A 13,231-nucleotide genomic window follows, 5' to 3' on the forward strand; every position below is an offset into this window, starting at 1 on the left:
GGAATAGAGACTTGAGAAACATCAGAAACAGTGAACTCACCGACCGTCGCAGCGCCGCGGCCGATGCGAAGAAAGCGCTTCTTGAAGCCTACCGCGCGGCAAAGGAAGCCGCAGAACCGACCGAACTCGCCCGCCAGGCCGAGCGTCAGGCGGTCGCTGCAGCCCGCGAAGAGCGGCGCATCGAACGCGAACGGGTAAAGAATGAGGAGCGCGAGCGCTTGCAGGCCGAGGCCGCTGAGCGCGAGGCGGCACTCACGGCTGCTGCAAGAGCTGAGGCCGAAGCGCGCGAAGCCGCCGACAAGAACCGCATTTCACGCGTGATCGAGGACGAGGCTGCCCGCAAGGCCGAGCGCGACCGGCGCTACGCCAACCGCAAGGCGCGGCAGGCTTAACCGCAGCCCGCAAATGGACTTTGAAGCCCCCACCATGGCGAGCCGTGATTGAGGGTAGCGTCAAGTACCGATCGAAAACGCCGCGCGTCCTCAGGGCGCGCGGCGTTTTGATGATCAGCTACGTTTCATTTCCAACACGCGGTTGGCAGCCGAGACGATCGCTTCCAGCGAGGCTGCAACGATGTTGGTGTTGATGCCGGCGCCAAACAGCTTACCATCAGGGTGCTCCATCTCGACATAGGCGATGGCGGCTGCGTTCGAGCCGTGCTGCAGCGAATGCTCGGAATAGTCGGCGACCGAGAGATCGACGCCGAGATAGATCGACAGCGCGTTAATGAAACCGTCGATCGGACCGGTGCCCTTGCCCTCGATGCGCTTGAGCTCGCCGTTGTCGGTGATCTCGGCCGAAACCACACGCACGCCCTTGTGCTCGCCGACCGGATAGGTGTTGTGATCGACGAATTTGATGCGCGCGCCGGGCTGCTCGACATAACGCTCGATGAAGCGTTCATGGATGCGTTTGGAGGGTAGCTCCTTGCCTTCTTCGTCGGTGATGTGCTGGATGTCCTCGCGGAACTCCACCTGCAGGTTGCGCGGCAGGTTGATGCCGTAGTCTTCCTGCAGGATATAGGCGATGCCGCCCTTCCCCGACTGCGAGTTGATCCGGATGATCGCCTCGTAGGAGCGGCCGACGTCACGCGGATCGATCGGCAGGTAAGGCACTTCCCACAATGGCTTGTTGGCGGTCTTGATCGCCTTCATGCCCTTGTTGATCGCATCTTGGTGCGAGCCGGAGAAGGCCGTGTAGACCAGTTCGCCGACGTAAGGATGGCGCTCGGGGATCACCATCTGGTTGGAATATTCGTAGACTTCCTTGATCCGCTCGATGTCGGAGCAGTCCAGCTGCGGGTCCACGCCTTGCGTGAACATGTTCAGCGCCAGCGTCACCACGTCGACATTGCCCGTGCGCTCGCCATTGCCGAACAGCGTGCCTTCGACGCGGTCGGCACCGGCCATCAGGCCGAGCTCCGTCGCCGCAATGCCCGTGCCGCGGTCGTTGTGCGGGTGCAGGGAAATGATCAGGCTCTCGCGATTGTCGAGGTTGCGGCACATCCACTCGATCTGGTCGGCATAGATGTTCGGCGTCGCCATCTCGACGGTCGACGGCAGATTGAGGATCAGCTTGTTATCCGGCGTCGGCTTGACGATCGCGGTGACCGCGTTGCAGATCTCCAGCGCCACTTCCAGCTCGGTGCCGGTGAAGCTCTCCGGCGAATACTCGAAGCGAAAATCGCCACCGGCCTTGGCGGCCATGTCGGTGATCATCTTGGCAGCATCGGTCGCAATTTGCTTGATGCCGGCAACATCCTTGGCAAACACCACCCGGCGCTGCAACTCACTGGTCGAGTTGTAGAAATGCACGATCGGCTTATGGGCGCCCTGCAGCGCCTCGAAGGTCCGGGTGATCAGCTCCGGCCGGCACTGCACCAGCACCTGCAGCGACACGTCTTCGGCGACATTGCCCTCTTCGATGCACCAGCGGGCAAAGTCGAAGTCCGTCTGCGAGGCCGAGGGGAAGCCAATCTCGATTTCCTTGAAGCCCATGTCCAGGAGCAGCTGGAACATGCGCGCCTTGCGGTCATGGCCCATCGGGTCGACGAGCGACTGGTTGCCGTCACGCAGGTCGACCGAGCACCAGATCGGCGCCTGGGAAATGGTCTTCGACGGCCAGGTCCGGTCGGCGAGCGCGATCTGCGGGTAAGGCTGATACTTCACCGCCGCTTCCGGCATGCCGTTCTTGATGGAATGGGATTTCTGGATCATTGCAGCTTCTCTTCATCACTGAGCGCTCTGGCCGCTTTGCCATAACCGATCGGGGATCGGATTGCGATGGCAAATGCCGTGGCGGGCGCGCGTTTGTCCTAAAACTCTATTGGATTCGAGGAGCATCTGCCGGCGTGGCTTTTTCGGCCGCCGGGCGCTCCTCAGCGAACCCGGCAACCGCGAGTAAGGCCGAGAAGAAGAAGCGAGGCGAAGGCGTGCAGCGGCGCACGATTGTCATCGTGTGCGGCAGAGATCGTAGCGATCCGATATGCGCTGGCCTTGGTCATGACAAAGCCTATACACGGCTTGCCGAACCGGAGCAAGGCATGCCCGTGCGGAAACGTGAGGAGTGCGACCATCCCTCTGGCGCGAGCCCCGCCAAACGAAAAAGGCACCGGCGCTGCCGCCGATGCCCTTTGCAATTTCAACGCCGTTGCCGACGGTATATCGGTCTCAGATATCCGAAACCGAGGTGATGATGCGCGAGACGAGGCCATAGTTCTTGGCCTCTTCAGCCGACAGCCAATAGTCACGTTCGGTATCCTTGGCGATCTTTTCGACCGTCTGGCCGGTCGCTTCGGAGAAGATCTTGTTCAGGCGCTCGTTCATCTTGATGATTTCGCGGGCCTGGATCTCGATATCCGAAGCCATGCCGCGGGTGCCGCCCGACGGTTGGTGAAGCAGGAAGCGGGTATTCGGCAGGCAGAGACGACGCTCCTTGGGAACGCCGACATAGATCAGCGCGCCGGCGGACGCGACCCAGCCGGTGCCAATCGTCCAGACCTTCGGCTTCACGAACTTCATCATGTCGTGAATGCTGTCGCCGGATTCGACGTGGCCGCCTGGCGAGCTGACGAAGAGGCGGATGTCGTCATCGCTGGCCGACGCAAGCGCCACGAGCTGCGAGCAAACCTTCTGCGCCAACTCCTGGGTGATGGTGCCGTAAATGAAAATCGAGCGCGACTTGAAAAGGTTCGCCTCCGTTTCCTTGCCCAAGGGCAGTTCGGTGTTCTTGTCTTCCTCGTCGCTCATCCGTTGTTCTCCGGCGTCTCATGAATTTCTTTGTCAAAGTCAGATAATGCGACTCGACAGCGAAGACAATGCAACAAACCGAAAGGGCGACAAAGGGCGAAGCGGATTGCACTGCGCCTATGGTAAACGGCGCCACCGCCAAATGCCGTATGGACAGAGACACAGAGCCCAATAAGATCGAGCCGGTCAAAAAACTGCAAGGACAGGGCTCCCTCCCAGGTCCTGTCGATCCATGGGGACAGATATGAACAGACGCATCCTGATTGCAGCGGCCGTGCTGATGGCATCCGCGGCACCGGCCTTCGCTCACCTCAACCCTGATGAGCACGGCTCGTTTGCCGCCGGCTTCTCGCATCCGCTCTTCGGCCTCGACCATATCCTGGCCATGGTCGCCGTCGGCCTCTGGGCCGCACAGATCGGCGGCCGGGCGCTGTGGCTCGTGCCGTCGGCCTTCGTCGCGATGATGGCGGCCGGCTTTTCGCTGGCAACGGCCGGCATCCATTTTCCCTTTGTCGAGCCCGCGATCCTCGCCTCGGTTGTCGCGCTGGGCCTGCTGGTGGCAATGGCCGTGCGCCTCGATGCGGCCGCGTCGGCTGCGGTCGTCGGCCTCTTCGCGCTCTTTCACGGCCATGCCCATGGCGGCGAACTCGGCAGCGCCGGCGCCCTTCCCTTCGCCATCGGCTTCATGCTTGCCACCGCCGCCCTTCACGCGGCCGGCATCGGCCTTGGCGTGGCGCTTGGTCGCCTCTCAGGCGGCGGCACGCTGGCGCGCATTCTCGGCGGCCTTACGGCACTTGCCGGCACGGCCCTGATCTTCGGCTGACGAAACGAACGGGGAATGGCGGGTCATGCCCGCCATTTTTATCCGCGACCGCGATAGGTCGGCACGCCCTGATCGGGCAGCCACAATCCTTCCGGCGGCTTGCCGGTCTGCCAGAAAACGTCGATCGGAATGCCGCCGCGCGGATACCAGTAGGCACCGATGCGCAGCCAGCGCGGCGACAACAGGCTGACCAGCCGTTTGGCGATATCAATGGTGCAGTCCTCGTGGAAGGCGCCATGATTGCGGAAGGAATGCAGGAACAGCTTCAGCGACTTCGATTCCACCAGCCATTCATCCGGCACGTAGTCGATGACGATGTGGGCAAAATCCGGCTGGCCGGTCATCGGGCAAAGCGAGGTGAATTCCGGCGCGGTGAACCGCACCAGGAAGTCCGCGCCCTGATTGCCGCTCGGCACGCGCTCGAGCACCGCTTCGTCGGGGCTCTGCGGCAGGTCGACCTTGGCGCCCAGTTGCGACAGGCCGGATACGTCAGTCTTGCTCATTTGCGTGGTGCTCCACTTACCTTTACGCGCACGCCGTGCGCCTTTTCACCTTCCGGCTCGACATGGATCGCGATCTTGGCGCCGGGCTGAACGGCGCGTATCGCGTCCTCGATGCGATCGCAGATATCATGCGCCTCGCCGACCGGCATCATTTCCGGCACGACCATGTGGAAATCCACAAAAATCACCGGGCCTGCCTGGCGGGTCTTGAGATCGTGCACTCCAAGCGAGCCCTTGCCGTTGGCGGCGATCGCCTGCTTGATCGCCTCCTCCTCCTCGGCCGGCACCGCCCGGTCCATCAACCCGTCAATCGACCGCGAGATCACCATCCAGCCCTGGAACAGGATATTGCAGGCGACGATGACGGCCAGCAAGGGATCAAGGATCGCGTAACCCGTGGCAATGGCAAGACCAAGGCCGATCAAAACGCCGATCGAGGTCACGACGTCAGACAGAATATGATGGCCGTCGGCGCTGAGAGCCGGCGAGCGATGCTTCCGACCGGCGCTGATCAGCACATAGGCCCAGATGGCGTTGACGACACCAGCAGCAAAGTTGATCGCCAGGCCGAGCGCCGGAGCTTCCAACATCACCGGCGCCATCATCGCCGGCACCGCTTCCCAGACGATCAGCAATGCGGCAACGACGATCAGCACGCCCTCGATAACCGCGGAAAAATACTCCGCCTTGTGGTGCCCGAAGGGATGGCCGGCATCCGCCGGTTTCGCCGCATAGCCGATCATCAGATAGGCGATCACCGCCGCAATCACATTGACTGTCGACTCAAGACCATCCGACAAAAGGGCCACCGAGCCGGTAAGCCACCAGGCAAGCAGCTTCAGCCCCAGCACAGCCAGAGAAAGCGGAATGCCCCAGAAGGCAAGCCGCAGGACGGTTCGGTTATCGGATAGAGACATCTTCTTCATTCCTCATGCAGATGCAAACGAGTTGCAAACGCAAGCCCATTGAAACGCAAAACCGCCCGCGCGAATTTCGCGCAGGCGGTCAATGGGAAACATATGTGCCATCGATGCGGGCTTGTCAAAGGTGCGTTCGGCTCCTGCCCGTTTTTTAAGGGTCCGTAATCGTACCCGGCATCAGATCGGTTTCGGCGCTTTCGACTTCTTCGGCGCCCTTGCCGAGGTACAGGAAGACGACCACGGCCGTTGCCGTGGTAATGGCCGTCAACAGCCAGAGCAGCGTCCCGAACGCGCTGCTATAGGCTTGAAGCAGTGCAAGGCGCTCAACCGACGGCACTATGCTGCCGGCCGCAGCCACGTTGCCGGTGACGAGCCTCTGGGCGACATCGGCGGCGTGGCCGCCGGCTGCCGACCCCAATTTGATCTGCGTGAAGACAGAGAGAAGCGCTGTCACCACCGCAAGGGCGATCCCTTCGCCCGCAACACGGGTGGTGCTGAAGATACCCGTCGCCATTCCCGCCCGCTCCTTCGGCACCACGCTGACCGCCAGCCCATCCATCAAACCCCAGGGCAGGCTGATGCCGATGCCGACGAGCAGCAATGGTGGGACCAGCAGCCCCGGCGCCGAGCCCACGGGAAACTGGCTGAGCCAGCCAAGCCCGGCGGCTGAAACCAGCAATCCGGTCCCGCAGATGACGGCCGGCGCAAACCAGCGCGTCAACAGACCGGCGGCGATCGGCAGGAGGAGCAGCGGAGCCGAGAGCGCAATCATCATCCGCCCCCCGGCAATCTCGCTCATGCCTTCGATGCCGATGAACCGCACCGGCAGAAGAATGAGCAGCACGACGAAACCATAAGCCGGCGCCGCCGCGAGCAGTTGTACGCCGACAAAGCGCGGATACTTGAACAAGGACAGATCCAGCATCGGCCGCGCCACGGAACGCTCGATTCGGTAGAAGACAAAGAAGAAGACAACCGCAGCTACCAGCACAGCGAGGACGAAAGGATCGCTCCAGCCGGCCTCGGGCAGCTGCAGGATGCCAAATGTCAGGAATGCCAGCGCCAGCGTGAACGTCACCGCCCCCTTCCAGTCGAGGCCGCCCGCATTCGGGTCGCGCGTTTCCCGCAGGAAAACGGCACCGAGCGCAAAGGCAAAGGCCGCGAGCGCGACGACAAGCAGGAAGATTGCCGGCCAGCCGAGCGCCTCGACCACGAGGCCGGAGGCAATGGGGCCAAATGCCAGGCCGACGCCAAAGCTCGCACCGACGACGCTGAACGCCCGCAGCCGTTGCCCCTCTTCAAACTCCTGTGCCAGTGAAGCCATGCCGCCCGAAAACGCTGCCGCCGCCCCGACACCCTGCAAGGCCCTGAGAATGTCGAACAAGACAATATCGTTGGCGAAGGCAAGGCCGAGCGAGAACAGGCCGAAGGCTGCAAGCCCGCCGAGGAACATGCGCTTGCGGCCATAGCTATCGGCAAGCGCGCCCGCCGCCATCAGGGTGCTGCCGAAGGTCAGCATGAAGGCGTTCGTGACCCAGTTGAGCGCCAGCGGGCTTCCACCCAGCGTCCGGCTGATCGCGGGCAGTGCCACCGCCGGCCCGGTGAAGGTCAGCGGCATGGCGGCGGCCGCACAACAAACAGCAACAAGAACGCACAACCGTCCGGCGTTGCTCCTACTCCTGGTCTTTTCTCTCATGTCTTGCAGTCCCGATGTGTTCGAGCAAGGAAGGACCCGCCGGTCGCACTTCGTGAGGCGACCGGTCGCCGGTCGGTGGGTATCGATTGACTTGAGGAGGATAGATTGGACAGAATGGCTGGGAAATACCGCCATCATTCCACTCTTGGCGGAAAAAAACGCTCGAATAGGAGAGGCAATGGATCGCTTGGGTGGACTGACGGCCTTTGTTCGAACCGCCGATCTCGGCAGCTTTGTCGCTGCCGGACGGGTCCTTGGCCTATCCGCTTCGGCCGTTGGCAAGGCGGTGACCAATCTCGAGAGACAGCTTGGCGTTCGCCTGTTTCAACGCTCGACACGCAGCATCCGGCTGACGGAGGAAGGGCGGCTGTTTCACGAGCGCTGCCGTCGCGTCCTCGACGATCTAGACGATGCCGAGGCATCGCTAGCCCAAGCCGTCGCGGCTCCACGCGGGCGCCTGCGCGTCAGCGTTCCGATCGTCAGTTATCACCTGCTGCTGCCGGTGCTGCCGGAATTCGTTGAGCGCTATCCCGAAGTCGAACTCGATCTCGATTTCAACGATCGCATCGTCGACCTGATCGATGAGGAGGTCGATGTCGCTATCCGCAGCGGCGATTTGCCGGATTCCCGGCTGATGTCGAGAGCCCTGCGCCCGTTCCGGCTTCTGCTTTGCGCCGCCCCAAGCTACCTCGCCGATCACGGCACGCCCGAATGCCCACGGGATCTCGATGGTCACCGGGCAATCCGCTTCCGGTTTCCCAACAGCCGCAAACTGCAGGACTGGCCGATTGTCATGTCAGGCACCATGCCGCCGATGTGCACAGTGCTGACCTGCAACAATATGGAGGCATTGCGTGGCGCCGTGATCAGCGGTCTCGGCATTGGCTGCATGCCGGACTTTCTGGCGCGCGGGCCGCTTGCCGACGGCGCGCTTAAAACGGTGCTCGACGCCCATCTCAACGCACCCGGCCAGTTTCACCTTCTCTGGCCCTCGAACCGGCACCTCTCGCCCAAGGTCCGGGTCTTCGTCGATTTCCTCAGCGAGCGGCTGTTTGCCGATCGCTGCGAAATTCCGGGCGCGCCAAGCGCCCCATGAAGGCACCTGCCAGCCCGACAACGAAAGCGCCGCCCTTTGATACGGAGGCGGCGCCTGATTGTCTGCGGTTCGTTTCTTAGGCGGCCTTGACCTTCGCCCGCTTGGCCAGATGCGCCACCACGTTTTCGATCATGCGCATGCCGGCATCGCCGCCGAGCGTCATGATCGATTCCGGGTGGAACTGCACGGCTGCCACCGGCTCCTTGGTATGCTCGATGCCCATGATCGTGCCGTCTTCACTTTCGGCGGTGATCATGAAATCGCGCGGCAGGCTCGACGGATCGGCAAAGATCGAGTGATAGCGACCGACGGTCACCTCCTTGCCGAGGCCGGAGAAGACGATGCCGGGTTCGAGCACGCGGATGCGCGACGGCTTGCCGTGCATCGGGATCGCCAGCTGCCTGAGATCGCCGCCATAGGCTTCGGCAAGCGCCTGCAGGCCGAGGCAGACGCCGAAGATCGGCAGATCGCGGGCACGCGCCTTCTTGATCGTTGCCTTGCAGTCGAAATCCTTCGGGTTGCCGGGTCCCGGCGACAGCACGACGAGATCCGGCTTCACCCGGTCGAAGATCTCTTCGGCCACCGGCGAGCGCACCGTCGTCACCGTTGCCCCCGTTTGGCGGAAGTAATTCGCCAGCGTGTGCACGAAGCTGTCCTCGTGGTCGACAAGCAGGATGTTGACGCCGGCGCCTACGGCGGCGACGTCACGGCCGGCCTTGCCGCTGTTGGCGGATTTCGCGTCACGAATGGCTGCGATCATGGCAGAGGCCTTCAGTTCGGTTTCGGCTTCTTCTTCTTCCGGGTTTGAATCGTAGAGCAGCGTCGCGCCCGCCCTCACCTCGGCAATGCCGTCCTTGATGCGGATGGTGCGGAGCGTCAGGCCGGTGTTCATGTCGCCGTTGAAGCCGACCATGCCGATGGCGCCACCATACCATGCGCGCGGGCTCTTCTCGTGGCCTTCGATGAAGCGCATCGCCCAGAGTTTCGGCGCACCGGTGACGGTGACGGCCCAGGCGTGGCTGAGGAAGCCGTCGAAGGCGTCCATATCGTCGCGCAGGCGCCCCTCGATGTGGTCGACCGTGTGGATCAGGCGCGAATACATCTCGATCTGGCGGCGGCCGATGACCTTGACGGAGCCGGGAACGCAGACGCGGCTCTTGTCGTTGCGGTCGACATCCGAGCACATGGTCAGTTCGGACTCGTCCTTCTTGGAATTCAGCAGCTTCAGGATCTGCTCGCTGTCGGCGATCGGGTCGTCACCGCGCTTGATCGTGCCGGAAATCGGGCAGGTCTCGATGCGGCGGCCGGACACGCGCACGAACATTTCCGGCGAGGCGCCGACCAGGTATTCCTGGTTTCCGAGATTGATGAAGAAGGAATAGGGCGACGGGTTGATCGCCTTCAACCGTTTGGAGATCTCCGACGGCTTGCTGTCGCAGCGCTCGAAGAACTTCTGGCCGGGAACGACCTCGAAGAGATCGCCGCGGCGGAAGCTTTCCTTCGCCTTGACCACAAGCTCGGCATATTCGCCGGGCCGGTGGTCCCCATGCGGCGGAATGATGTCGACGGTCTGGAAGGGTTCGCTGGCGATCTCCTCCGTCTTGCCTTCAGTCGAAACACCGTCCTTGGCGAAGTCATAGCGGTCGATCCAGGCCTTGGCGGCATAGTGGTCGACGACCAGGATCTCATCCGGCAGGAACAGAACCATGTCGCGCTGGTCGTCCGGGCGCTTCAGCTTCAGCTCGATGGCGTCGAACTGGAAGGCGAGATCGTAACCGAAGGCGCCATAAAGGCCGAGGCTCGCATCCTCCGCCGAATGGAAGAGGTTGGTGACGGCCCGAAGCACGGTGAAGACCGTCGGCATCTTCGAGCGCTCTTCCTCGGTGAAGACACGGTCGGGCGCGTTGATCGTCAGGTCGAGACGGGTCGCCGTCGAGGTGCCGAGCGTGATGTCGGCGACGGTTTTCAGATGGTCCGAAATGATCGACAGCAGCACTTCGCCGCGGCCGTTATAGGCTTCGATCCAGAGCGAGCGGCCGAAGGAGGAAATGCCGAGCGGCGGGTCGACGACGGCAGTGTCCCAGCGCGTGTAGCGGCCCGGATATTCGTAGTTGGACGAAAACACCGCGCCGCGACGTTCGTCCAGCCTGTCGACATAGCTTGAAATCGAATCCGCATAGGAGGCTTCGCGCCGCCTGCGGGTGACGACGATCCCGCCCCTGGTGGTATAGCTTTCCGCGCCGTCTTCGAGAATTACCGTTGCCATTCGTCTCGCTCCGTAAAAGCCCGGTTTTTCCACGCGGCCAGAATACGAAAAAGCCGCCTCGAAATCTCCGGGCGGCTTGATGTCTCAATCACGCATGACTGGTCAAGGCCGCCTCAGCGAGCCCACCACCAGATCGAAATGTTGCGTGCATTTGTCATGGGCGAAAGTGTTAGCGCGGGTTGCAGCCTTGCGCAAGCGGGAAAAAGTGCCGCCGCAGGAGCAAAAGAAAAGGCGGCCACGAAGGGCCGCCTTTCCGACTGGAGCTCGTCTGCGATCGATCAGAACTTGGCCTTCGCCGTGACCAGGAAGGTCCGGCCGCGACCGGTGTCGATCGTGCTGCCGGCAATGGTGCTCGACGACGGCGTGTAGGCCTTGTCGAACAGGTTCGTGACCGTTGCCGTCACTTCGAAGCCATTCTCGAACTTGTAGTTCGCGAACATATCGACCAGCCCGTAACCCGGAACGGTCGGCGGCGTGCGGTTGATCGCACCGACGTCGGCGCTCGAAACCGCGTAGAAGCGCGTGCCGACCGTCAGGCGCTGATCTTCGAGGAAGCGGGCGCCGAGCGTCGCGCTGACGATAGTGTCCGGCAGGTAGGTCTGCACGCCGAAACCGTTGATCTGCGATGGCAGTTTGCTGTCGGTATAGGTATAGGCGAGGTCGCCGAAGACGAAGCCTGCATCATAGGCCGCCTGCAGTTCGAAGCCCTGAACCGTCGACGTGCCAGGGTTGTTGACGAAGAAGATCTGGCGACCGCCACCAAGCATTGCCGCGGTGATGTAGTTGTCGATCCTGTTGTGGAAGTAGTTGGCCTTCACACGCAGGCTATCGCTGGAGTCGAGCAGACCGTCGAAGGAGAAGTTGGCACCAACTTCCCAGCCCTTGGAGATTTCAGGCTCCAGGAACGGATTGGGGAAGAAGGACTGACCGCTAGAGCCCGGGTGTGTTCCACCGGCAAAGGTTTCGTTGACCGTCGGCGGGCGCGAGGTCTCTGCGTAGGTCACGTAGGGCTGGAACCAGTCCGTAGGGTTGAGCGCAAGCGTGATGCTCGGATTGAGGTGTCCATCGGACTTGTCAACTGTGTAGGGACCTGCCGGAAGGCCGATCGGGTTGCCGGCGACAACGGCGCCCGAGCCGTCGAGGCTGTAGTGGTCGTAGCGCAGCCCGGCCGTCAGGTCGGCGATACCGTAGGTGAAGGTCGTCGTGCTGAAGACGCCGGTCGTGGCATTGCGACCGCCACCGTTGACACCACCGCTCGGCCGCGCCGTGCTGTTGATGACGTCGTAATCATCGCGGAAATACTCGACGCCGTAATTGGCCCTGACCGCAACGTCACCAAGATCGAACAGCGAGGTGTTGGAGATGTCGAAGCCCTTGCCGGTGTCGATGATCTGACGGCCGGCGGCAGTACCGCCACCTCTGACGTCGGTGTCGTACTTCATCTTCAACCGGTTCCAATAGGCGTTGGCGCGGAAATCTATGAGTTCGTTGTCTGGCGTATAGGAATAGCTTGCGGCCAGCGTCTGGTTCTTCACGTTCTGGAAGTAGGAGTTGGCGAAGAAGTCATTGTCATAGGTGATGCCGCTGAACTTGAAGGTATGATCCTCATCCGGCGTAATCTCGAACTTCAGCATGCCAGACAGCAGGTCTTCCTCGGTATAGGGCACCTGAACGCCATTGCCGTTGTCGTAATTGCCAGGGTCGGCCTTGCTGATACCGCCCAGTACCGAAAAGACGTCGTTGAAGCGGTAGGCGCCGATCAGCGATTCCGACCAGCCGGCACCGTTGGTGCCATAGGTGGCGGAGGCAATGCCGCCATAGGTCTTGCCGTCCTGGATCAGGTCTTCGATGTCATAGGTCCTAAAGTTGACCGAGCCGGCCAATGCGCCACCGCCGACACCGGTGACGGCGCCGCGGGTGACGTCGATCTCGGACAGGAACGCCGGGTCGAAATAGGCGAGACCTTGCGCTTCGTGACCGGTGAAGCGGAAGTTCTGGCGCACGCCGTCGATCATCATGTTGACGCGACCGGAACCTTCGAAGCCGCGAATGTTGACGGCCACACCCGGGTTCTGCGGATTGTTCGCCGTCGACGTGCCGGGAACACCGCGCAGCAGGTCATCGGTTTCAAGCCCGGACTGCAGGTCGATCTGGTCGGTCGTCACCACGCTGACCGGGCCGGCCTTTGCATAGGGGTCGCTGGTGCGCGCGCCCTTGACGACGATCGGCGAAAGGAAGGTCTCGCCCTTCTTGGCGGCCTCGGCATTCTGTTCGTTTGCCTTCGGCGCGGTCGTCGCGGTCTGCGCGAAGGCACCAGAGGCGGCGGAAAGAGCAAGTGTAGTCGTGCACGCCAAAAGTGCCAGGCGACGGTGCCGGTTGAGCATGGACCAATCCTTTTGAATTCATGGGCCGGGCTTGCTGTTGAGCGGCGAACTCAAGGGGCTGGCTGGGCGTGGGGTTCGAATACGTGGCGACATTGCGTCGCCTCATTTATGCCGCATAAAAAACATGACTATTATTGTCAAGATAGAAACGCCTCCCCAACAATTTATGGGATCGTCCCAATTCGGGGCGTTGCCGAACTGCAACGCTCTTTGCATCAAGCCGATGAAACCAGATGGCTTCCCATGCGTTCCTCCCCGTCGAGGCCTGCCCTCGCGGACATGTGAAAGGAAACGC

11 protein-coding genes are annotated in these 13,231 nt (G+C 62.1%); 3 read left to right on the top strand and 8 right to left on the bottom strand.

Annotation, left to right across the window (positions count from 1 at the left end; genetic code table 11):
- The first annotated feature begins 11 nt into the window (after window positions 1-11).
- On the top strand, window positions 12-392 hold the full coding sequence (locus C6558_RS25785; protein ID WP_025427965.1) for a DUF6481 family protein: 381 nt from the start codon (window positions 12-14) through the stop codon (window positions 390-392).
- A 114-nt stretch (window positions 393-506) separates the two neighbouring features.
- On the opposite strand, the gene leuA is transcribed toward C6558_RS25785, so the two are convergent.
- Entirely contained in the window at window positions 507-2,216 is a 1,710-nt protein-coding gene (gene leuA, locus C6558_RS25790; protein WP_025427966.1) for a 2-isopropylmalate synthase, read from the bottom strand.
- Window positions 2,217-2,669: 453 nt separating this feature from the next.
- Window positions 2,670-3,248 (bottom strand): ATP-dependent Clp protease proteolytic subunit, encoded by a 579-nt coding sequence (locus tag C6558_RS25795; protein ID WP_025427968.1) that lies wholly within the window; start codon window positions 3,246-3,248, stop codon window positions 2,670-2,672.
- Between the two features lie 244 nt (window positions 3,249-3,492).
- On the opposite strand from C6558_RS25795, the gene C6558_RS25800 reads away from it, so the two are divergent.
- Window positions 3,493-4,071, top strand: a complete 579-nt coding sequence (locus C6558_RS25800) for a HupE/UreJ family protein (protein WP_025427969.1) — start codon at window positions 3,493-3,495, stop codon at window positions 4,069-4,071.
- Between the two features lie 38 nt (window positions 4,072-4,109).
- Here the strand turns inward: C6558_RS25800 and queF are convergent, their stop codons facing one another.
- From queF to C6558_RS25815, 3 genes are all read right to left on the bottom strand, one after another.
- Complete coding sequence (gene queF, locus C6558_RS25805; RefSeq protein ID WP_025427970.1) at window positions 4,110-4,574, bottom strand: preQ(1) synthase; 465 nt, start codon at window positions 4,572-4,574, stop codon at window positions 4,110-4,112.
- Complete coding sequence (locus tag C6558_RS25810) at window positions 4,571-5,491, bottom strand: cation diffusion facilitator family transporter (RefSeq protein WP_025427971.1); 921 nt, start codon at window positions 5,489-5,491, stop codon at window positions 4,571-4,573. The genes queF and C6558_RS25810 overlap by 4 nt, the downstream gene beginning before the upstream one ends.
- 154 nt (window positions 5,492-5,645) lie before the next feature.
- Complete coding sequence (locus C6558_RS25815) at window positions 5,646-7,190, bottom strand: MFS transporter (RefSeq protein ID WP_025427972.1); 1,545 nt, start codon at window positions 7,188-7,190, stop codon at window positions 5,646-5,648.
- Window positions 7,191-7,368: 178 nt separating this feature from the next.
- On the opposite strand from C6558_RS25815, the gene C6558_RS25820 reads away from it, so the two are divergent.
- Window positions 7,369-8,286 carry a LysR substrate-binding domain-containing protein gene (locus C6558_RS25820; protein ID WP_025427973.1) on the top strand — a complete coding sequence of 306 codons (918 nt, stop codon included), beginning with the start codon at window positions 7,369-7,371 and terminating at the stop codon, window positions 8,284-8,286.
- A 76-nt stretch (window positions 8,287-8,362) separates the two neighbouring features.
- On the opposite strand, the gene C6558_RS25825 is transcribed toward C6558_RS25820, so the two are convergent.
- The 3 genes from C6558_RS25825 to C6558_RS25830 form a co-directional block, all read right to left on the bottom strand.
- Window positions 8,363-10,552, bottom strand: coding sequence for an anthranilate synthase (locus tag C6558_RS25825; RefSeq protein ID WP_025427974.1), 2,190 nt, complete (start codon window positions 10,550-10,552; stop codon window positions 8,363-8,365).
- Between the two features lie 113 nt (window positions 10,553-10,665).
- Window positions 10,666-10,710 (bottom strand): trpE operon leader peptide TrpLE, encoded by a 45-nt coding sequence (gene trpLE, locus C6558_RS40365; protein WP_178385073.1) that lies wholly within the window; start codon window positions 10,708-10,710, stop codon window positions 10,666-10,668.
- 120 nt (window positions 10,711-10,830) lie between these two features.
- Window positions 10,831-12,936 (bottom strand): TonB-dependent hemoglobin/transferrin/lactoferrin family receptor, encoded by a 2,106-nt coding sequence (locus tag C6558_RS25830; RefSeq protein WP_025427975.1) that lies wholly within the window; start codon window positions 12,934-12,936, stop codon window positions 10,831-10,833.
- Between the last annotated feature and the right edge of the window lie 295 nt (window positions 12,937-13,231).

Origin of the sequence: Ensifer sp. NM-2 (assembly GCF_003024455.1) — a bacterium.
Lineage (GTDB): Bacteria > Pseudomonadota > Alphaproteobacteria > Rhizobiales > Rhizobiaceae > Ensifer > Ensifer canadensis.